This window comes from Nitrospirota bacterium (genome assembly GCA_016214845.1).
In the GTDB taxonomy this organism is placed as follows: Bacteria; Nitrospirota; Thermodesulfovibrionia; order UBA6902; family UBA6902; genus SURF-23.
Genome location: JACRMS010000038.1, coordinates 43,046 through 62,750 on the forward strand (window position 1 = coordinate 43,046; position 19,705 = coordinate 62,750).

General features: G+C 43.7%; 18 protein-coding genes. 17 read left to right on the forward strand and 1 reads right to left on the reverse strand.

Annotated features, from left to right (window positions below; translation table 11 throughout):
- The first annotated feature begins 30 nt into the window (after positions 1 to 30).
- Together ccsB and HZB61_15235 are read left to right on the forward strand one after the other, a co-directional pair.
- Positions 31 to 1,086, forward strand: coding sequence for a c-type cytochrome biogenesis protein CcsB (gene ccsB / locus HZB61_15230; protein ID MBI5057961.1), 1,056 nt, complete (start codon positions 31 to 33; stop codon positions 1,084 to 1,086).
- A 340-nt stretch (positions 1,087 to 1,426) separates the two neighbouring features.
- Positions 1,427 to 2,686: a hypothetical protein gene (locus tag HZB61_15235; protein MBI5057962.1), complete on the forward strand. Its 1,260-nt coding sequence runs from the start codon at positions 1,427 to 1,429 to the stop codon at positions 2,684 to 2,686.
- A gap of 283 nt (positions 2,687 to 2,969) precedes the next feature.
- Here HZB61_15235 and HZB61_15240 read toward each other — a convergent pair whose 3' ends face one another.
- On the reverse strand, positions 2,970 to 3,173 hold the full coding sequence (locus HZB61_15240) for a CopG family transcriptional regulator (GenBank protein MBI5057963.1): 204 nt from the start codon (positions 3,171 to 3,173) through the stop codon (positions 2,970 to 2,972).
- A gap of 194 nt (positions 3,174 to 3,367) precedes the next feature.
- Here HZB61_15240 and recN point away from each other — a divergent pair, with 194 nt between their 5' ends.
- The 15 genes from recN to HZB61_15315 all read left to right on the forward strand — a co-directional run bounded on the left by recN (position 3,368) and on the right by HZB61_15315 (position 19,583).
- A complete protein-coding gene (gene recN, locus HZB61_15245) occupies positions 3,368 to 5,059 on the forward strand; it encodes a DNA repair protein RecN (protein ID MBI5057964.1) in 1,692 nt (563 codons plus the stop codon).
- A 223-nt stretch (positions 5,060 to 5,282) separates the two neighbouring features.
- Positions 5,283 to 5,555 carry an AtpZ/AtpI family protein gene (locus HZB61_15250; protein ID MBI5057965.1) on the forward strand — a complete coding sequence of 91 codons (273 nt, stop codon included), beginning with the start codon at positions 5,283 to 5,285 and terminating at the stop codon, positions 5,553 to 5,555.
- Positions 5,530 to 5,880 (forward strand): hypothetical protein, encoded by a 351-nt coding sequence (locus HZB61_15255; GenBank protein MBI5057966.1) that lies wholly within the window; start codon positions 5,530 to 5,532, stop codon positions 5,878 to 5,880. The genes HZB61_15250 and HZB61_15255 overlap by 26 nt, the downstream gene beginning before the upstream one ends.
- A gap of 137 nt (positions 5,881 to 6,017) precedes the next feature.
- Positions 6,018 to 6,635, forward strand: a complete 618-nt coding sequence (gene pyrE, locus HZB61_15260) for an orotate phosphoribosyltransferase (GenBank protein MBI5057967.1) — start codon at positions 6,018 to 6,020, stop codon at positions 6,633 to 6,635.
- A gap of 231 nt (positions 6,636 to 6,866) precedes the next feature.
- Positions 6,867 to 8,051 carry a dissimilatory-type sulfite reductase subunit alpha gene (dsrA, locus tag HZB61_15265; GenBank protein MBI5057968.1) on the forward strand — a complete coding sequence of 395 codons (1,185 nt, stop codon included), beginning with the start codon at positions 6,867 to 6,869 and terminating at the stop codon, positions 8,049 to 8,051.
- A gap of 36 nt (positions 8,052 to 8,087) precedes the next feature.
- Positions 8,088 to 9,164: a dissimilatory-type sulfite reductase subunit beta gene (gene dsrB, locus HZB61_15270; GenBank protein ID MBI5057969.1), complete on the forward strand. Its 1,077-nt coding sequence runs from the start codon at positions 8,088 to 8,090 to the stop codon at positions 9,162 to 9,164.
- Between the two features lie 64 nt (positions 9,165 to 9,228).
- The gene (locus HZB61_15275; protein ID MBI5057970.1) at positions 9,229 to 9,477 is read left to right on the forward strand and encodes a hypothetical protein; all 249 of its coding nucleotides are present in this window, start codon (positions 9,229 to 9,231) and stop codon (positions 9,475 to 9,477) included.
- Positions 9,478 to 9,583: 106 nt separating this feature from the next.
- On the forward strand, positions 9,584 to 11,125 hold the full coding sequence (locus HZB61_15280; protein ID MBI5057971.1) for a cobyrinate a,c-diamide synthase: 1,542 nt from the start codon (positions 9,584 to 9,586) through the stop codon (positions 11,123 to 11,125).
- 348 nt (positions 11,126 to 11,473) lie between these two features.
- A complete protein-coding gene (locus HZB61_15285) occupies positions 11,474 to 12,157 on the forward strand; it encodes a hypothetical protein (GenBank protein ID MBI5057972.1) in 684 nt (227 codons plus the stop codon).
- A 60-nt stretch (positions 12,158 to 12,217) separates the two neighbouring features.
- The gene (locus HZB61_15290) at positions 12,218 to 16,000 is read left to right on the forward strand and encodes a hypothetical protein (GenBank protein MBI5057973.1); all 3,783 of its coding nucleotides are present in this window, start codon (positions 12,218 to 12,220) and stop codon (positions 15,998 to 16,000) included.
- Between the two features lie 34 nt (positions 16,001 to 16,034).
- The gene (locus HZB61_15295; GenBank protein MBI5057974.1) at positions 16,035 to 16,634 is read left to right on the forward strand and encodes a hypothetical protein; all 600 of its coding nucleotides are present in this window, start codon (positions 16,035 to 16,037) and stop codon (positions 16,632 to 16,634) included.
- Positions 16,635 to 16,873: 239 nt separating this feature from the next.
- A complete protein-coding gene (locus tag HZB61_15300) occupies positions 16,874 to 17,689 on the forward strand; it encodes a hypothetical protein (GenBank protein MBI5057975.1) in 816 nt (271 codons plus the stop codon).
- Positions 17,680 to 18,606 (forward strand): hypothetical protein, encoded by a 927-nt coding sequence (locus HZB61_15305; GenBank protein MBI5057976.1) that lies wholly within the window; start codon positions 17,680 to 17,682, stop codon positions 18,604 to 18,606. Before HZB61_15300 ends, HZB61_15305 begins: the two co-directional genes overlap by 10 nt.
- Positions 18,603 to 18,830, forward strand: coding sequence for a hypothetical protein (locus HZB61_15310; GenBank protein ID MBI5057977.1), 228 nt, complete (start codon positions 18,603 to 18,605; stop codon positions 18,828 to 18,830). Before HZB61_15305 ends, HZB61_15310 begins: the two co-directional genes overlap by 4 nt.
- Before the next feature lie 534 nt (positions 18,831 to 19,364).
- Positions 19,365 to 19,583 (forward strand): RHS repeat protein, encoded by a 219-nt coding sequence (locus HZB61_15315; GenBank protein ID MBI5057978.1) that lies wholly within the window; start codon positions 19,365 to 19,367, stop codon positions 19,581 to 19,583.
- The last annotated feature ends 122 nt before the right edge of the window (positions 19,584 to 19,705 follow it).

The following is a 19,705-nucleotide window of genomic DNA, read 5'->3' on the forward strand; positions in this document are numbered from 1 at the left end:
GATATATCCGCAGGCGCATATATAGCCGCGATGATCGTATATGTAATCTACCTTGTAACGAGGAGCAAGACAGTCGGCCTTGCCGCTACTTCCGTTACAATATTCGGGTTTGTCTGTCAGACAATCGCTTTTCTAACCAGGTGGAGCCACTCCTATGATTTCTGGGTGGCGTCAAATCCCACATCGAGTTTAGTGGAATCTCTTTTACGGGCCGCTCCACTGAGAAACCTTTACGAGTCGCTGATATTCTTTGTATGGTCGCTGATATTGATCCATCTTTTGATCGAGTTCAAATATAAAAACCGCTCCTTAGGCGCATTTGTCACGCCGGTTGCGGCCCTCGCGCTGCTGTTTATTGACATATCCGGCACGACAAAAGAGATCCAGCCCCTCATGCCGGCGCTCCAGTCGAACTGGCTGCTCTTTCACGTGCTGCTGGCCTTCCTGGGATACGCGGCTTTCGGCGTGTCCTTCGGCGCTGCCGCGGCGTACATAATCATGATCACGGAAAACAGGAAAGAGAAAACATATATTTTCTGGAGCATAATAATCGGCATCTTCCTGGTCGTCCTGATCGCTATGGGGATGGATTTCCTGGGCCTTTCCGCTGAGGAACGCAAGGAACTGATCCAGAGTCATTTCCTCAAGACCACATTCAGGAGCGATTCAGGCGGCGTAGCGGCAGCAAGTTATGTTATCGGTATCGCGTTTATTTATCTTATCTGGCAGTTTGGACTTGGGCTGAAAAAAGTCCTCGGTTCGTTAGCGGTCACTCCGCAGATGCTTGAGGACATCGAATATAAGAGTATCGCAATAGGTTTTCCGTTATTCACGATCGGCGGTCTGATAATGGGCGCGATATGGGCCAACAGCGCATGGGGCAAGTACTGGAGCTGGGACCCGAAAGAGACCTGGTCGCTGATAACATGGTTTGTTTACGCGCTCTATATCCACGCGCGTTTTGTCGCCGGATGGAGAGGGAAGCGGGTTGCGATCCTCGCGGTAGTCGGCTTCGTAGCGGTCATCTTCACATACCTCGGAGTCAACCTCGTACTGTCAGGGTTGCATTCTTACGGCAGTGGTTAAGAGGTAAAATAGGATAAAGTTACAAAGGCACAGAGTTGCAAAGCTCTGTGCCTTTTTTTATCTCGTGCAGGTTATTTTTTTACGTTCCTATGTGATGCGAATTATGAGAGGGAGAATCACGAGACGCTGTAGCACTATTCCCCCCCTTTATAATTCGCATAGAAGGTCAGCAGATTTTTAAATCTACATTGATGATGTTCAATTATATCTTGTTATTAGCGCCGTACAAGTATAGAATAATCATATATTACTTTTCATTTAATCACGGATTAGCCTCTGTAATTTTATACCCATGATACACGGTAAATTATTTCGAAAGACCTTCACAGTAATATTTTGCATGATTTTAGTCTTGACCTGCGGTGTAACAAAAGGCATAGGTGCTGATATATGTTCTTCAGTGAATGACATCACCTCTAAAATATATTTCTGTTTTATCATTCACAATGAAGAAGATGACGTTAACGGGGTCCCAAACAGCAATCCCCTTATTCCCGATTACAATGGCAATCCAGCGGTATTTAACCATTTCGCTGATGCTATGATGGATTACGCACTAATGCTCAACAGCTACGGAGCGACATTGAGCTTTCAGCCTGACTGGACCTTTATCGAAGGTGTTCAAAAATACCGTCCCGGCTTTTTCACAGATCTCCTTCAACTCGGAAACGTTGAGATCGTGCCTCATGCGCATGAGACATACGTCCCTTATGATGAAGTTTATACCATGCTGGAGATGAACTATGCTCAACCGCTAAAGATTCTCGGCGGGATGACACATGATAAATATAAAGCAAGTCAGGTGTGGTTTGATGCGAATCCGGGATTTGCTTTCTGGGGGGCTCCCCTGCAAACTTCTAATCATATAAATGATAAGGCCCCTCCGCCGATGGTATACAGGATAGCAGAGCCCAAAGACATATACGACTACTATGATCTTTACAGGCATGTTGCATCCTCCTCCATAATAGCCACTCCCGGGGTGCCATCCGATGTCACTAAAATGTTTCAGATAAAGCCTGTCGGAAATTATATCACGCCTTCATATGAACTGTATGCAACGAGGTATTTTCTTGCTGAGCCTGATGATACAAGTGTTCCAAGAATATGGCGGAAGAGGCTTGATGGTACACAAACACCTGGCGCAGGCAACAGGACTGCATCTGAGATAATTAATTCTGTAGCCTACAAAATCCAGAATGAATTGCAACCTCTCATCCTTCAGGGGAAGCTTGAGTTTAAAACAGTTGGAGAAATTATCAACCTCTTTAAGCAATACGAACAGTGCCTGGATATTAGAGACAACCAGGACTTGTGTGATTTCGTCCCCCTCATGCCCCATTATGAGCCGGTGCGGGTTGCGTCTGCCTACAGCTCTTCTCTTCAGGCTGCTTATGACTCAGCGATGGATGGGAGCACCATACAGAGTCGTGCGGTGGTGCTTACCGAGAATCTTAACATTAACCGGGATGTTTCAGTTTTTATAGACGGAGGGTACAGTTGTGATTATTCAGCCGGCAGCAGCATGACACGCTTAATTGGCGATATAGTTGTAAGCAGCGGAAACGTAGAGATTGGAAATGTTATTCTTGAAAAGTAAACGCCAGCCCTCTTTCCCCCGGCCTGTTTTGATACTTGCTTGACAAAGTGATGCGGTTTCAAAAGTTCCTTTGTAGGGGTATCTACCCCGGAGTCAACCTCGTACTGTCAGGCTTCATTCTTACGGCAGCAGTTAAGAGGTAAAAAAGGATAAAAATACAAAGGCGCAGAGCCGCAAGGCCCTGTGCCTTTTTTAATTAGTCATGAATCTTTTCAGATCTTCTTTGGCAGGTTTACTACAGGACAGAAAGGCAAGGGAAAAACGGGATGCAAGAATTAAAGATTTAAAGCTCTGATTCCCAAACGCTGAATTCTGTCTTGCCGGCAGGATGACGCTCATATCCTTTTTTATGTTTTTTTTCAAGCGCGTTGATATTCACCTGCTTGATAGCATCCTTCAATGCCTTACGGGTAAAAGCAGAACGCGTTGTTTTTAGTTTTTTAGCAATTATATCAACGGCTGTTATCAGGTCATCATCTAAGGTCATTTGAATTGTCCTATAAGGTCCTCCCAATAATGTGGCTCTTTATAGCTAAAAAAACCCACATCATTTCCTGAGTCAATTGGTTCCCCTTACTCTGTGGTACACACCCCTTAATCCCTCGCTATCTCCCGAAGGGGAGAGGGGAATAAAGAAGTTGCGGGTTCGGGGGCGCTTATTTATAATAGACGATGCTGCGGGTGCTCTATATTAAAAACTTCTCCATTATCGATGACGCAAACATAGAGTTCGCTGAAGGGTTTAATGTCCTCACGGGGGAAACAGGCGCGGGGAAATCCATAATCATTGACGCGCTTTGTCTGGCGCTTGGTGAAAGGGCGACTGCCGAGGCCATCCGCAGCGGTGAGAAGGAGGCGGTTGTTGCCGCGTTCTTTGATATCTCTCCGCGATTGCTGAACCCTGCCACGCATCAGTTCCTGACAGACTACGGGATCAACATTGATGAGGGTCTTATCCTCAAGAGGATCGTCTCCGCGCAGGGCAAAAGCCGCGCGTTCGTCAACGGCTCAATGGTGAACGTGCAGACACTTTCCGATATCAGTAAGAGCATCATCGATGTCCACGGACAGTACGAGCACCAGTCTCTGCTTTCGTCAGACAATCAGCTTGACCTGCTTGACGCATTCGGCGGGCTGCTTTATGAACGGCAAGAGGTAAAGAACGTTTATGAATCAGTGAGCGCCTTGAGACGGCAGATCGAGGAACTCATTCAGCAGGAAAAAGAGAGGGCCCAAAGGCTGGACCTTCTCAAGTATCAAATAAATGAAATTGAAACGGCACAATTAAATCCGGGCGAGGAAGAGGAGCTTTCCGGCGAGGTGAAATTCCTGGGCAGCGCGGGCAGGCTTGCAGGACTTGCAAATGAGGCGTACGATTCCCTTTACTCATCTGATTCCGCCTGCATCGCGGAGCTCTCCCGCATACTGAATTCTCTCCGGGACATTGCGGCCATCGACCCCCGCGCGGATGACGCGGTCAAGTCTGTCAAAGACGCGCTCCCCCTGCTTGAGGAGGCGGGATATTTTCTCAGGGACTATAAAGAGAAACTGGACAATGACCCTCAACGGCTTGAGCAAATACAGGAAAGGCTTGAGCTGATAAAGGGCTTGAAGAGAAAATACGGCGGCAGCATTCAGGAGATTCTCGATTACAAAGATAAAGCCGTTATCGAGCTTGAAGCGCTCCAGCATTCCGAGGAAAGACTGGAGACGCTGAAAAAAGAGCTTGAAGAGCTGAAGAAAAGTTTGACTGAAAAGGCGGGGACGCTTTCAAAAAAGAGAAAGACATCGGCAAAGAAAATAGAAGCGGAGGTTGTGTCCCATCTCTCTGAGCTGTCAATGCCCGACACCAGGTTTTCAATTCACATCACGCAGGAAAAAGGCGACGATACCACAGACGGGTTAAAGGCCACGCAAAAGGGAATTGACGGTATTGAGTTTCTAATATCCCCAAATGTCGGTGAAGACCTCAAACCCTTAGCTAAGATCGCATCCGGCGGAGAGCTTTCAAGGATAATGTTAGCGTTAAAAAGCATCATGGCAAAGGGTGATAACATCCCGGTCCTCATATTTGATGAAATTGACGCGGGTGTAGGCGGCAAGACAGCGGAGAACGTCGGCAGAAAATTGAAGAACCTTTCAGCAAGCCACCAGGTTATTTGCATAACACACCTTCCACAGATCGCGTCATACGCGGACAGGCACCTGAAGATTGAAAAGAAGGTCAAGAAGGACAGGACGGTTGTTGAAATAGCCGCTGTTGAGAAAGATGAAAGGACCGCGGAGGTTGCGCGGATGCTGGGAGGGGAGATCTCAGAGGTGTCATTAAAACACGCGAAGGAAATGCTGAAGAAGGGCAAAGGGTATAAATGAGTAGATTGTATAAATATTCAGGATTGCTTCAAGTAAAAAGGGAAACCTCTTTCAGGATTTCTATAATCGACAGATTATTTGAAATGTTATCCTCAAACAATCTAAGCGGTTTTTATAATTCTGTGCTTAATGCTCTTTACTATCTTCTTCTTAAGAGGTGTCGTATAGAAATTCTGAAACAGGCCCCCCTTTTTGCAGCAAGACCTGTAAAATTAAGTTCGCTATGAATCCAGTGAAGCCCTCTAATGAGAAGGAGAAGAAGCGCGAGCTCTTCCGCTATCTCGGCGTGGCGAGCACGGTCGGGATAAACCTTGTAATTAGCACATTCATCGGTTTTGCGCTCGGCTACTATCTGTTAGACAGATATTTCGGAACGTTCCCGTGGCTTACACTTGTATTTACGCTTCTCGGGATTGTTGCGGGGTTTAAATTTTTATTCAGGATAGCGTCAAGGATCAGCAAGGACAATAATGGAGATTCTGAAAAGGGTAATTAAGAAGAGCATTTTCATCATCCTGCCTCTGGCGGCAATCTCATTCTTTATTGAATCACGGAGACTGCCGCTGGGGATTTTGATGGGGTGGTTGTTCGGGATATTCAATTTGCGCGCGCTGACGAGGAACGTTGAAGGCCTGCTCGGGCCGGACAAGGCCACAGCAAGGATAGTCGTTTTAAATATGGCGAGATTATTGATGCTTTTTACCGCGATCTTTTTTCTTGTGTATTACAGGGTTGTAAATGTCATCGGTTTGCTGATAGGATTTACAGTCGTGTTTGCTTTAATTCTTATTGAAGGATGGAAAGTTGGGAAAGGGGAATAGAGTCTGTTGGTTGTCATTCCGGGCTTGACCCGGAATCCAGTTTTTTCCTCTATATTCCCGCTTTCGAGGGAATGGCTAACTTAAGTAAATCCGAAATCATGGAGGAATAAATGCGGAGGTATCGTTCATCAAAGGCAATGAAACAAAGGCTCGTAGAGCTGGTCCTTGAGCGCTCATTTAAGTTCACCGAAGAGCCGACCTTCAAGCTCGCATCGGGCAAGATGAGCAATTTCTATTTCAACTGCAAACCGGCAACGCTTAACCCCGAGGGCATGTTCCTCATCGGCAACCTTTTTTACGGACTGATTAAAAGTAAAAAGAAATGGAATGTTAAAGCCGTTGGCGGGCTTACACTTGGCGCAGACCCGGTTGCCGACGCAATAGCCTATACATCGTATTTAAAAGGCGGGCCTTTGGAGGCCTTTGTTGTAAGAAAGACGCCGAAGAAGCACGGGACCATGCTGTGGATAGAGGGCAATGTGCGGGAAGGCGATAAGGTCTTGATTGTCGAGGATGTTATCACGACCGGCGGTTCTTCAAAAGAGGCCATCCTGAGGGCGAGAGAATGCGGGCTTAAAGTGATGGGCGTTATCGTGCTCATTGACAGGCAGGAGGGCGGAAGGGAAGAGATAGAGGCAATGGGCCTGCCGATCGAGGTTTTGTTGACGAAGGAAGAGATTTTTGAGGCCTATAAGAAGACAGGGAAGGGCGCAAAGGAACAAAGTCACAAAGGGACAAAGGTGAAAAAGACTTAGCGCCTGTGTGCCTTTGCCACTTTGTCCCTTCAAAAATAAGCATCGATGATGTTTTGATTAAATTTTTTTATTTGACGGCCAAAAGAAAGTTGTTTTAATATGGTTAACCATTTTTTCTATTCTACCCCTGAATTGAGAAAAAATACTAAGACCGAAGGGACTCTTAGATTAAAAACACTGTACAAATTTCTCTTGTAACTATACAAGGGCAAAATCAAGAAGGAGGTATACATGAGCGGTAAGTACAAAACACCAATGTTGGACGAGCTGGAAAAAGGACCGTGGCCGAGTTTCGTAACAGAAATAAAAAAGGCTGCGAAGAAAAGCCCGATGGCGGAAGACGAATTGGGCCAGCTTGAAAAGTCATACAGGACAAAACGCGGCTACTGGAAACACGGCGGTATCGTCGGCGTTCTCGGTTACGGGGGCGGAGTTATCGGAAGATATTCCTCCCTTCCTGAAGAATTTCCCGGCATCGCGCATTTCCACACTGTAAGAATTAACCAGACCAGCGGTTTCTTCTACACAGCAGAGTCATTAAGAATGATATGTGACATCTGGGACAAGTACGGAAGCGGACTTACCAATGTGCACGGCTCCACAGGCGACCTGGTCCTTCTGGGAACAACCACAGAAAACCTTGAAGCCATCTTTGCAGAGTATTCATCACGCGGATGGGACCTCGGCGGTTCAGGTTCGGCAATGAGGACACCGAGCTGCTGCGTAGGACCAGGCCGTTGCGAGTGGTCCAATATCGACACGCTCGATATTACATATGAACTTACACAGGAATTCCAGGATGAACTTCACAGGCCTGCTTTCCCGTACAAATTCAAGATCAAGACAGCCGGATGCGCCGTTGACTGTGTTGCGGCTATTGCCCGCGCAGACTTGTCCATCATCGGAACATGGAAAGGCAATATCCAGATCGATCAGGCTGAAGTGAAGAAATATGCAAGCTCGGGCATGAACATCCAGAAAGAGATTGTGGAAATGTGCCCGACAGAATGCATGAGCTTTAACGGCAGCGAGTTGAAAATAAATGACGTTGAATGCAACAGGTGCATGCATTGCATAGCTAAAATGACAAAGGCCCTCAGGCCCGGCAAAGAAAAAGGCGCGACCCTTTTGATGGGCAGCAAGGCCCCTATCGTTGTCGGCTCCCTGCTTTCATGGGTCATCGTTCCCTTTATTAAATTAGAGGCGCCCTACACAGAATTGAAGACACTCATCCGCAGCATGATCGAATGGTGGGATGATAACGCAAAGCCGAGAGAAAGAATAGGCGAGCTGCTTGAATCAAAAGGCATGAGGCCTTTCCTTGAGCACATCGGCGTACCACCTCAGCCTCAGCAGGTGAAAGAGCCGAGGAAAGATCCGTTCTTCTTCTGGTCTGAAAGCGATTTCAAAAGATAGATAAGTGATTATTAATAAATAAAAGGAGGAATAACAATGGCATTACCCAAAAGACAAACAGACATTGGACCACCAAAATATGATCAGTTCATTCCGCCCGTAATAAAGAAGAATTACGGCAAATGGAAATATCATGAAGTATTAAGCGGCGGCACAATGGTCCATGTAGGTGAAAGCGGTGACAAGCTCTTTACCGTAAGATGCGGTTCACCGAGAATCTTAAGCACTGAAACCATCCGTGAAATCTGTGATCTCGCGGAAAAATACTGTGACGGGTATCTCCGTTTTACAACAAGAAACAACGTGGAGTTCCTCGTATCAGACCAGAGCAAGCTGGATCCGCTCGTGGCCGACCTGAAGGCAAGAAAATATGCAATCGGCGGAATCGGGCCGAGGATCAGCAATATCGTCCATACTCAGGGATGGGTACACTGCCACAGCGCATGTACTGATGCATCCGGATTAGTTAAAGCGATCATGGATGATCTCTTTGAATACTTCACCACAAAAGAGCTGCCGAACAAGGTCAGACTCGCAGTTGCATGCTGCGTTAACATGTGCGGCGCGGTCCATTGCTCTGACATAGCGGTTGTTGCCGTGCACAGGAAAGTGCCGACGATCAATCATGAGATGGTGAATAAGGTATGTGAAATTCCGACAACCATTGCATCATGCCCGACATCGGCGATCAGACCGAATCCGAAAGACAAATCGGTCATAATCAATGAAGACAAATGCATGTACTGTGGAAACTGTTTCACGGTATGTCCTCCGATTGACATCCACAAGCCGGAAGAAGACGGTGTTGCAATAGTGATAGGCGGAAAGATAGGGAACCTCAGGACCCCGCCTAAGTTCTCGAAGCTTGCTATCCCGTTCTTTTACAACGAACCTCCAAGGTGGCCCAAGGTTGTTGCTGCTATCAGGAGCATCCTTGAGACATATGAACAACATGCCAGAAAGCATGAGAGGGTCGGTGAATGGATAGAGAGAATCGGATGGGAAGGGTTCTTCAACCTTACAGGCATTCAGTTCACCTTCCAGCACATTGACGATTTCACATTCGCAAGAGACACATTCAGGACCACTGCAGCATTTAAGTATTCAAAGTAAAAATCGTATGTAGGGGCGGGTTTCAAACCCGCCCCTACAAAAAAAAATAGAAAGAGGTGAGGATATGGAAACAGCAGAATTACAGGATAAAATCTTCGCTTTCATGGAAAAGATGAAGGGCAAAAAGAAACTGAAAGAAAAAGATGTTATCAAGGCGCTTGCGGAAGAGACCGCAGAGGCCCCTGATAATGTAAAAAAAGCCCTTCGCGGAATGATTGATATCGGCAGACTCATGTATTCTTACGGCGGCGGAGCCAGTTCAGTGGAGATCCCGAGCGAAGAATACTTGAGGGAAAAAGGCCTCATTAAGTAGATCATTGAGACAATAAGTCATTAAGTTATTAACGATCCAGTAAAAGAAATATAATAACTTAGTTGATAACGGATGCAGCAAATCTATACTTACACTTAATAACTCAATGACTGAATCAGTTAGTTACTCAATACCAAGGATAGTTGTTTCCGGTCTTCGGGGGGGGAGCGGAAAGACTATCCTTTCTTTATGCCTTGTCGCATTACTAAGGAAAAAAGGTTTAACAGTTACTCCCTTCAAAAAAGGCCCCGATTATATTGACGCGGGCTGGCTGGCAAAGGCTGCTGGCGTATCATGCTACAACTTAGACCTGTTCATGATGTCTCCTGAACAAGCGCTACAGTCGTTTATAGAGCATACGTCCCAGATATGCGCGAGAAAAAAATTTACAAATGATAATAAAAGCACTGAGGCGTCATTCCCGCGAAAGCGGGAATCCAGAGAATTAAAAGACTGGATTCCGGGTCAGGCCCGGAATGACGGCATGAAGAATACAACTATATCCTCAACGCACATCGCTGTCATCGAGGGCAACCGGGGACTATATGATGGGGTTGACCATGAAGGCACTTACAGCACGGCAGAGCTTGCCAAGCTGTTAAACGCACCGGTGATACTAATTGTTGATTGCACCAAAGCCACCAACACAGTTGCCGCTATGGTTTTAGGCTGTCAGAAGATGGATGAAAAAGTCCCCATCGGCGGCGTTGTCCTGAACAGGGTAGCAACCGCCAGACAGGAGTCGGTGATCAGGAAGGCAATAAATGAGAGGTGCGGCCTGCCTGTTGTCGGCGTAATACCAAGACTGAAGAATGACCCGTTTCCCGAAAGACACATGGGGCTCACTCCATTTCAGGAGACCAAAGGCGTTGAAGAATCACTCGCCCTTGTCGCTGAGATCGGGGAGAAGTATATTGACATTGACAGTGTGTTGAAGATTGCTAACGAGGTTGCACCGCTGGGGATTTTTACTAACCCCCAACCCCCAACCCCCAACCCCGCTTCTGTTAAGATCGGCATTATCCGCGACTCCGCGTTTCAATTTTACTATCAGGAGAATTTTGAGGAGCTTGAAAAAAGAGGCGCGAGCCTGATAGAGGTGAGTCCTCTGAGAGAAACCAAACTCCCTGATATCGATGCCCTGTATATCGGCGGCGGGTTCCCTGAGACACACGCGATCGCCCTGGCTGAAAATGTGGGCTTCAGGAACGCGCTTTACAGCGCAATCCAGAACGGGCTTCCGGTATATGCCGAGTGCGGCGGTCTAATGTATCTTGGCAAGGGCCTTATTTTAGATAACAAGACGTACCCCATGGTGGGCGCTCTGCCGGTAGTGTTTGATTTAGAGAGAAGACCGCATGCGCACGGTTATACAATTGTTGAGGTTGAAAAAACAAACCCGTTCTATCAGGTTGGAACAGTTCTCAAAGGGCATGAATTTCACTATTCGCGGGTGATCGAAATAGAGAAAGATAAAATACACTTTGCTTTCAGAATGAAGCGTGGCAAAGGAGTTGTTGATAATGAAGACGGGTTGTGCTATAAAAATGTATTCGCAACGTACACTCATCTTCACGCCATCGGCGCGCCTGAGTGGGCTGATGGGCTGATCAAATGCGCGGTTAAATTTTGCGCAGATAGAAAATAAACCTCACATTCCTGAAAAATTTCCTTGACCAACCGAAAGAGATTATGTTTTAATTATCCAACCAACCTGTTTTGAATTGTTTGCATTCGGTAAAAAAGTGGGCTCAAAAGAGATGTTCTTTATTTAAAAGCTTTATCTTTTGACGAGAGTAAAGCAGAAGCTTTTTATCAAAAGTCGGTTATTTATATGCACGAGAAGGGGAAATCAAAAAGGGCTTTCTTAGCATTATATATACTGAGCATTTTATTATTTGCTTCCACTAATTTATTTGCAGCAACTAAGATACCCACAATTAAACATTCAGTAAAACCTCTTGATTTTTCCCGCATACCCACAACAGAAGAATTGATGGCTGCCGGTCAGCTTGGCGGACAACTCTATCCGACTGATGATATTCAGCTTGATGAGAGTAGTCTCCTTCAAAGCACAATGGCTGCAAACGGCAATGCCGTTGCAGTAAAAGAGAAACTCGCTCGTAATAAAACTATCAATCTTTCCTTTGGCCAGGCAATTCAGGAATGGAACAAACATAATTATAAAGAAGCAGCGAAGATGTTCAAAAAACATGTTCAGGATTATCCTGACAGTCCATGGGCGTCTGAGGCGGTTTTGCATACAGGATGTGACGCGACTTATAACGGCAGATACACTGAGGCAGAAGAGAGTTTCAACTGGTTACTTAATCAAAACAAAGGCAAAGACCATGAAGGCGCAAAGATCTTGATGAACAAGGCCAAGACGCGTCTCGGGATTTTGAAGGTCTATCAAAATAATTTTACGGAAGCAAAGCGATTATTCAGTGAATTGAAAAAAGAGAGCTTGGACTGGCGTGACCGTACCTATGCATCTCACTGGATTCAGAGATTAAGCAGGTATTCATCAAACCAGCTTGCAATGTTGAACTGCGGGACACAGGCTCTTGCCTATATGCTGGAAAAAGACGGCAGGAAGGCAGAGGCACGCAAGGTAATCGAGATGCTTCCCGAAAGTCTTCAAGGTCACAGCATAAAAAACCTATCGAATATTGCTTAAAAGTACGGATATGATCTTGCAGCCATCAGGGTTTCTCCATTAGAACTCAACAGTCTTCCTTTGCCCGCAATCATTCATGTTAATAGAAAAAATGAAGGCGACAGCGGACATTACTGGATATTGGAAAAAGTCGTCGGAGATAATTTAAGACTCTTTGATCCGCAGTCAGGCATGAGATTTGGTCAGAGCGTTGAAGAATTCACAAGTGAATGGAGCGGAAATGCGCTCGTATTCTCGAATAAGATAATTCTTCCTGGTATCCGACTGACTGGAAAAGAGATGGAGCAGATTTACGGCGGCTGCTGTGGGGTGCCAAGATCGGAAGACGATATGGGAGATCCACAGGAAGATGCAGGAGGCCCGCAGAATGACGAATGTTCCAACGGCGCTCCTGTCTGGAATGTAAATATGATAAATATGAACCTGTTCATGACAGATACGCCGATGTGGTATACACCTAAAATAGGCCCTCCCGTAAAAATCCAGTTGAGCTATAATTCTCAGTCTTCTATTGCCCAATATGAACCATTCGGCAACAAGTGGCAGTTCAATTATGCAAGCTATCTCGTAGTCGATACCGGTGGGAATGTCACAATCTTTATGCCTGACGGCAGGCGTGATGTGTATGCGATAGACTATCAGGGCGGCTATACAAAGCCATATGGCGTTTTCAATACTCTTACAAAAATAGCTGAGAACCACTTTGAGCTTGCCTTCTCTGACGGCGCGGTTTATGTCTATAATATCCCTCAGGGCACAAGCTCACTCCAGCCGTTTCTGGTCGAGATCAAAGACGCATACAATCAGAAGCTGACTTTCGGATATAACAACAATGTTCAGTTGACGACAATTACAGATGCATCCGGCAAGATTACAGTGCTGACTTATAATGGCAATGGCTTGGTCGAGCGTGCGGATGACCCGTTCGGGCGTTCTGCAACTTTTGAATATGACACCAATAGCAATCTTACCAAAATAACGGATATGGGCGGTTACTGGTCGAGCTTCACTTATGATGTAAATGTATACCTTACGAGCATTGAAAACACCAGAGGCAGATGGGATTTTTATATAGAACCGGCAGACGGGATTCCTGCCAATGCTGATAATTATCCGCCCCCGGGAGATTTGATGTGGGAGAATTACAGAATTACAGTCACAAACCCTTTGGGCGGCAAAGAAGAATATTTCTATTACGGAGGGAGCGGTTACGGGTGGTATGTAAGTCCAAGAGATTATATAACGTGGGAAAGCCAGTCAATGAATAATTTCAAAGTTAATACCCCGAAGATCACATATTTTTATACAGAGACATCGCCGAGAGAAGAAATTTACAAAATTCTCTATCCGGAAGGCGGATATGTTGAATATGGTTATAACGATCCATACGGCAACCGGACAAGCATAAAAGATCCCCGTCGGCATGCAGTCAACTATGTCTACAACAGTAAAGGCCGCATCACAGCCTTTACTGATGCGAAAGACAATATCACAACATTTAACTATTACCCAAACAATATAGACGTTCAGGAAATTAAATATAATTTAAGCAGTACGCCTGAAGACGACAATATTCTTCTTAAGACCTTCACGTATAATGGCAGCACTCATGATATTGCAACTATTACGGATAGGCTTGGCAATGTAACTGAGTTTAACTACAACTCATATGGACAATTGACTGCGATTACCCAGGCAACGGGAACATCGGTCGAGACAGCAATGGAAATGACCTATGACCCGGTGAAGCATGAGCTTATGGAAATAAAAAGGAATGGGAATACAGTTTCATCTTTCACCCATGACAACGCAGACAGGGTAAGGACACGAACCGATGATGCCGGGCTTACACTCATTTATGATTACAACAACCTCAACAATGTCACGAAGATTACATACCCTGACGACAAATTCACAAGCTATACCTATTCAGGCTGCTGCCCGCATTTAATAGACACTATAACGGACCGCTCCGGTAGAGTTACTACCTATAAATACGACTCCCTTAAACGCCTTACCGAGGTCGTTAATCCTGATGGCGGAATAATGAAATATGATTATGATGCCAACGGGAATCTGATCAAATTCAATGATACAAACAACAGTGTTAATACCTTTGAATATGATAATGATAACCGCATGACCAGGAAAACCTATGCCGATGGAAAGGTTGCAAAATATACTTATGACTCGGCGGGACTGCTGACGAAATTCACAAATTCGAGGAACATAGCGAAGAGCTATACATATGACGCAAACCACAACCCTCTTTCGATTAACTACTCTGATACAACGCCTGACGTTACATTTACATATGATGATTACGACCGTGTAGAGACAATGACCGACGGAATTGGTTTGCATGATTACGGATATGATGACAATAACAGACTTATCAGTGTAGACGGCCCGTTGGCGGATGACACCATCACGTATGGATACGATGAACTTGATCAGTTGAAGATATTGATACCGCAGTTGGGGCAGGCGATAAATTACGGTTATGATTCTCTCGGTAGACTCACAACCATTCAAACAGGATCAAGCACTTTCACCTATGGCTACGCAGGCGTCAATCCGCTTATTCAGACACTGACAAGGCCGAACGGCAGCATCACGGAATATCTATACAATGATCCGTTAAAGAGGCTGACAGAGATCACCAATAAAAAATCTACACAGGAGATAATCAACAAGCATGTTTTTACCTACAACAATCTTGATTTGATTGGTGCAGAGACAATAACTACCGGAACGGCTCTTGATTCGTTTACCGCAGGGCAGAAAACTTATAGCTACAACAAGCTCAATCAGCTTTTAAGCTCTACAAATCCTGCACAGGCGTTTACTTATGACGAAGACGGAAACATGACGCAGGGGTATACGCCTGATGGATATCAGTTTACCGCAGCGTATGATGCAGATAATCGTTTAAAGAACATTCAATATACTGATAACGGAAACGTTATTCACAGGACGGAATATTTTTATGCTGGAGATAGCATACTGGCTCAGGTAAAGAAGTTTGAAAATGGAATTCTTGTCAGTGATACACGGTTTGTAAAAGCGGATTTTCTGCCAGTTCAAGAGAGAGATGCAAGCAATGCAATTACAAGAGAATATACTTGGGGGCTGAATCTTGGCGGCGGTATCGGGGGGCTACTTAATCTCAAGCAGGGAGGAGCGAACTACAACTATCTTTATGATGGGAAAGGGAATGTTTCAGCACTGATAGACGGTAGTCAGAATATTGTTGCTTCATATCGCTATGATGTGTTCGGTAGGCCACTTAAGAAGACAGGGATACTGAATCAGCCTTATCGCTTCTCTACAAAATACTATGATGAACAAACGGGGCTACCATACTATGGTTATAGATTTTATAATCCTACAATTGGAAAATGGATGACAAGAGATCCTCTGGGAGAAGTTGGGGGGATAAACCTATCCCAATTTGTGGGAAATAATCCGGTCAACTTTATTGATCCACGAGGATTATTTTATTTTGGAAAACGTCCATTGAGTGGGTTGCCGTGGATTACGGGCGCATCAAGTAATCCTATTGATGATTATTTTAATACTGAACTTTCTCATGAACATGGGTTTTTCGAAGACGGTACAGGAGAGAATATTGGTTTTGGCCTTAAGGGGAGATTTTCAGAGGATCCAGCAGGAAAGGGATATAGATATGAAAACAAGCATTATGATGACGATCTTATGAGAAAAGCGTTGAAAAATATTAAAGACAGAGAATATTCCAATTTGCCTTGGAAAAAGAATAATTGTCAGGATTGGGCTGACAGCCTACGTCAAGAATATGAGAGTTTAAAAAGAGAAAGATAGATTTCTATCAGGAGAAAAGACAAGGAAAAGAAATATGATTATCATAAGCATTTTAGTTTTAATTCTTATCGCAGGATTATTTTTTGCATTGAGGGAAAAGAATATGATTATCATAAGCATTTTAGTTTTAATTCTTATGTCGGGATTGTTATTTAAATTGATTAAGGGCTTTATTCCGTTCCCTATCGGCCTAAGACACCTTATAAATATAACAATTGCCCCGAAAGATTTATATCAACCTGTAGCACTTGATGATTTTTCGTTTTACGAGCAAGGTTTTACCAAGTCATATTCTGTTAAACCTGCGTATCTCGATACATACGAGATAGGATTTTTAATTGAGAAGAACGGGATAGAGTCAACATATAAATTTAAAGGAAAAATAAAAGTTGAATTTTTCTGGAGGGACAAGTTTCTATTTGACAGCATAATAACCTCAATGGAGCAAGCAAGGTACGTTCAAAATGATATGACCCATTATAAAGAAATTGTCCTGTTTAACTTTGATGTTCCGTTGCAAGGGAAATATAAAAATGATCTTGCTGTGAAACTAACAGTTTTAGAGCCGGACATGGAATTGAAACGACTTAGTGACTCCATTAAGCTTTATATCGCGGTAAGCGCAACTCCGTGATAAGACAAAAAAGGAATCCTAATGCAATGCTTCTGAAATGCTAAATTGGATCGGGGCAATTTGTTGGATAATATCAGCTATCTGCATTGCATTTGTGGGAGCAAAATATCAGATCCGACATGGTTTTTTCCGTTCCGCGATAATTGAACTAAACAAACAGGATAAACGTTTAGTAAAAATTGCACTGTTTTTCTTTTTAGGGGGTATATTTTTCTTTATCTTTGGCTCAATAGTTTGAAATGACAAAATTTAAGAATAGCACATTGGTAAGTGATACTCGATTTGTAGGCGCGGGATTTCTGCCTGTTCAAGAGAGAGATGTAAGCAATGCAATTACACGTGAATATACGTGGGGATTGAATTTAGGAGGAGGTATTGGAGGATTATTAAGCCTCAAGCAAAGCGGACAGAATTATTTCTACCTTTACGACGGAAAAGGAAATGTGAGCGCTTTGGTAGATAGTACACAAAACTTGGTTGCCAGTTACAGATATGATGTGTTTGGAAGATTGTTGAAAAGGACCGGAACGCTTGACCAACCATTTAGATTTTCTACTAAGCAATATGATGAACAAACCGGCCTTTTATATTACGGTTATCGTTTCAACAATCCAGCTATCGGCAAATGGATGACAAGAGATCCGTTGAGTGAGCAGAGCGATATAAACTTATATCGGATGGTGGGGAACTCGGCAGTGAACTGGATTGATCCATGGGGGTTGAAAATAACGCAAATGTGGAGACCCTTAGCAGGAGGTGCATGGCCAGTAGGCTACCACACTGCTATTAATGTGAACGGACAAATATATGGTTTTGGTAAAGAAGGTGTCCGGAGAGAAAACCAAAGTGATTATGGTTGGGGCAGTCATGAAGTAGTGATTTATGAAGGCGATGAATACGACCAAGCTATGCTCGGCTACCTTAGAAATGCCGCTGCAGGTAATGAACCTCGCTTTACAGATGAAAACTATAGTGTGTTAGGAAATAATTGTATATCTTTTGTTGATTGTACAATTAGAGAGGTCCTAAATCCTGAGGAGAAGCAATGTCAATAAATAAATGTAGTTTTACTCTATATCTTGCTATTTTTATGATAATAGCTTTTTTTTCTGTTAGCGACGATATTGTGCAGGCATCATCAATACCAAATTTAGTTGTATTCAGGTGTAATGGTGAAGTAAAAATATATGCAGGTCAGCAATATGAGAAACTTACCGACAAAATGTGGCTTGGAGATATTCAGAGAGGATATCTTTTTAAGGAAGATTTCTTCTACATAGATAACGATAGAATTAAATCTACCAATTTGCTATTACGAAATACACATACCATCTCCGACTTAAAAGAAAATCTTGGAAGAGATCAACTGCCGTGGCAGATTGGATACGTTGATGACGGAGTTATTTATTTTAGCGCCTACAAATATGACAAAAACCGCCCTATAAACAAACAACAATCTCTCGCTTTTATTTATAGACTTAATAGGAAAACAAAAGGGATAGAGAAATTAAATATAGCTGAATGTAGTAGCCCTTATTTTTCCGTCCATCAAGATAACATTTATTTTACAGCAACAAGTGGAGAGATTCATAAGTATGCAGACGGAAACATAACATCTCTATACATTAAAGGGGATTTCCCTTCTGTATCTCCTGATGGCACTAAAATAGCGTTTGTGTCGTTCGGGTTAATTAATGAAAGAATTATTCTTTATAACATACAAAATAAGAATCGTATCTCGTTAATCAGTTTTTTTGGCCCGAAATCAGTTGATCCAATAATCAGGTGGTCTAATAATAGCGAATTTATTGCTGTGAAACAAAAGAGCGATATAGCAAGTAAGCCTCTTTATCTTGTTAGCACAATAAATGAAAAAGTGATTCAAAAGGTAACAAATAATTATGCGTGTAATTGGTTCTTGATTGACGAAAACAAAATATCAAAGGAGCCTACCCAAAAAACGGATAAATGAGAAACAGATATAGAACATTAGGTGGAATATGTGGGATCGGTCTTTGTGGGTTTGTCGGAAATAATCCCGTGAACTTCAGAGACCCGCTTGGTTTATGGTACGTCGATGTAAATGTTTCACTCGGATACTGGGGTGGCGGAACAGGCGGGGTTTTAATTGGTTCAGAAGGTATTTATCCGTACGCTGGTGGTGGAGTCGTTTCACCTCCTGGGGTGTTTCTGTGACATGGTCCCCTTCTGATCTGATGTAAGATGGAATGTAGGTTTACAAGGTGGATATTGGGGTGGGGGGGCAAGTAGGGTACAGTTTTGGTGAAGAAGGAGGCGCATTCTGGGAGATTGGTTTTGTGACTCCAGGATTCTCTGGTACAGGGTATTATGTCTGGGAACCGTGGGAATGGCCATGGACAGATAAAGAGAAATGCAAATAATAGGGCATGAAATAGATCATGATTAACACTATTGGAGTTACCATAATTGTAATGGCGGGGGTGCTATTTGTAATCTTTCATAAAGCGTTTGGCCGTAGAACCGCAGAATTCTATTACAAACTTTCACATGTACATTTTAGCGAAAAAGGTTATCAAATTGGATTTCTATTAATAGGTTTAGTATTTATTGTTTTTGGTTTATTGTCGTTACTTCAGGTAATTAAATTCAAATGATGGAATACGGCGCCTATTGAGAGTTAAAAGCCAGAGGAACACTTCCCATAATGAATATGTATTCCACAAGAGGGTGGGTTTATATTGAATGAGAATGAATTTAATTAAAAATGTCTTGGCTCTCATCATATTTGTCTTCCTATTGTCTAACGGTTCTATCCTTGCTGTCACAGAAACGATTCAGTACGATTACGATAATGCTGACCAGATTACGAAAGTTACATATGAAGACGGCACGGTTGAGGAGTATGTCTATGACAATATGGGCAACCGTTTGCAGAAAACGATAACTCTTGCGAGACTGTCTCACTAACTGTGTAAGTTCAATTTTCACTGTATCCTATCCTCAAACAATATAGCGATCTGAGAATAGACTTGAGACCATCCTCTGAGAGGCATGGTCCATTTTTTATCGAGTTCCAGTGCTGCCATATA